Origin of the sequence: Bradyrhizobium sp. (assembly GCF_049798375.1) — a bacterium.
Taxonomy (GTDB): Bacteria; Pseudomonadota; Alphaproteobacteria; order Rhizobiales; family Xanthobacteraceae; genus Bradyrhizobium.
Genome location: NZ_JBARGP010000267.1, coordinates 1 through 1,792 on the forward strand (window position 1 = coordinate 1; position 1,792 = coordinate 1,792).

1 protein-coding gene and 1 pseudogene are annotated in these 1,792 nt (G+C 62.8%); both read left to right on the plus strand.

Features of this window, described 5'->3' with window-relative positions:
- Positions 1 to 471: pseudogene (locus tag WA702_RS11330) on the plus strand (saccharopine dehydrogenase); the annotation flags it as partial.
- 128 nt (positions 472 to 599) lie between these two features.
- The gene (locus WA702_RS11335; protein WP_425110609.1) at positions 600 to 1,769 is read left to right on the plus strand and encodes an IS481 family transposase; all 1,170 of its coding nucleotides are present in this window, start codon (positions 600 to 602) and stop codon (positions 1,767 to 1,769) included.
- Positions 1,770 to 1,792 lie beyond the last annotated feature (23 nt).

The following is a 1,792-nucleotide window of genomic DNA, read 5'->3' on the forward strand; positions in this document are numbered from 1 at the left end:
GCGCCGTTCATGATGGCGCTGATCAACACGCGCAACGTCCACCGTTCCAACATGCTGATGGGCTTTCCGTACGGCAAGGAGTTCGTCTACGACGAGATGGTTCTGACCGGTCCCGGCGAGAAGGGCGAAGCGATCGCCAAGCGCGTGATGGCGCTGAATTCCGAGAAGACCGGACCAAGCGCGCCGAAGCCGGGCGAGGGGCCGTCGAAGGAAGAGCGCGAGAACGGCCGCTACGATCTGCTCTATCTGGCAGTCGCGCCTGACGGCCGCATGGTCCGCGCCGGCATCAAGGGCGATCGCGATCCCGGCTACGGCTCGACCTCGAAGATGATCTCGGAATGCGCGATCTGCCTGTTGCGCGACACGCCCGACCTCGCCGCCGGCTTCTGGACGCCGGGAGCAGCGATGCAGCACAAGCTGATCAAGCGCCTGGTCGATCACGCCGGGCTGACGGTCGAGGTCGAGAAGTAGCTTCGCGCGATCGCGATAGATGTCATCGCCCGGCTCGATGTTCAGCCCGGGGACATGACCGACGGGTGTTCGGAGACATAGCCGACACATCATAGTGCAGGGATTTGGCAAAGTGGGAGGCCAAGTCCATGCCATGGCGTGAGGTGTCGGTGATGGATCAACGGCGCGAGTTTGTACGGCTTGCGATGCAGGAGGGCGCGAACCGACGCGAGCTCTGCCGTCGGTTCAACATTCATCCCGACACGGCTTACAAGTGGCTCGCACGATGGCAGGCGGATCAGTCCGTCGCGGACCGATCGCGCCGGCCGCATTCGAGCCCAGGACGAACCGATTGCAAGCTCGAAGAGCGCATTTTGTCAGTACGCGATGCTCATCCGGCGTGGGGAGCTCGCAAGATCGCTCGCTGTCTGGAACGGGAAGGCTATCATGCGCCAGCAGTTTCGACGGTCCATGAGATCTTGCGTCGAGCTGGCCGCATCAAGCCTCCGCTCGGCGGCGCAGTGGCAAGCCAGCGTTTCGAGATGCCGGCCCCCAATCTGTTGTGGCAGATGGACTTCAAAGGCTGGATTCGGCTCGGCAATGACGCTCAATGCCATCCTCTGACCGTGGTCGACGACCACTCGCGCTATGATCTGTGCCTGCAGGCCTGCGCCGATCAACGCACCGATACGGTGCGTAGTCGCCTGGAGAAGACCTTCCGTCATTACGGTCTGCCGGAGGCCTTCTTCGTCGACAATGGCTCACCGTGGGGCGACCCTTCTGGCGAGCGGTGGACGCGGTTCTCGGTCTGGCTGCTCAAGCTCGGCATCGCGGTCATCCACAGTCGCCCCTATCACCCGCAAAGCCGTGGCAAGAACGAACGGTTCCATCGCACGCTCGCCGCTGAGGTCTTCGCGCTACGGCAGTTCCGTGATCTCGCGGAGACACAGCGCGCCTTTGACGCCTGGCGGGAGGTCTACAACTTCGAACGGCCGCATGAGGCGCTTGGACAGCAGGTGCCGGCCAGTCGATACCGGCCGAGCCAGCGGGCCATGCCCGATCGCTTGCCGGAGGTCGAATATGACAGCCACGAGATCGTGCGCCACGTCTCCACGACCAAGGCCTACATCAGCTTCAAGGGATGCCTTTGGAAGGTCCCGCAAGCCTTCCGCGGTGAGCGCCTTGCCATTCGTCCCTCGTCAAACAACGCGCAATACGGTGTCTTCTTCGCCGCCCACCAGGTCGCTATCATTGATTTGGCGAGCGGAAAAAGTGTCGGCTATGTCTCCGAACACCCGTCGGTCATGTCCCCGGGCTGAACACTCGACCGGGCGATCCAGTA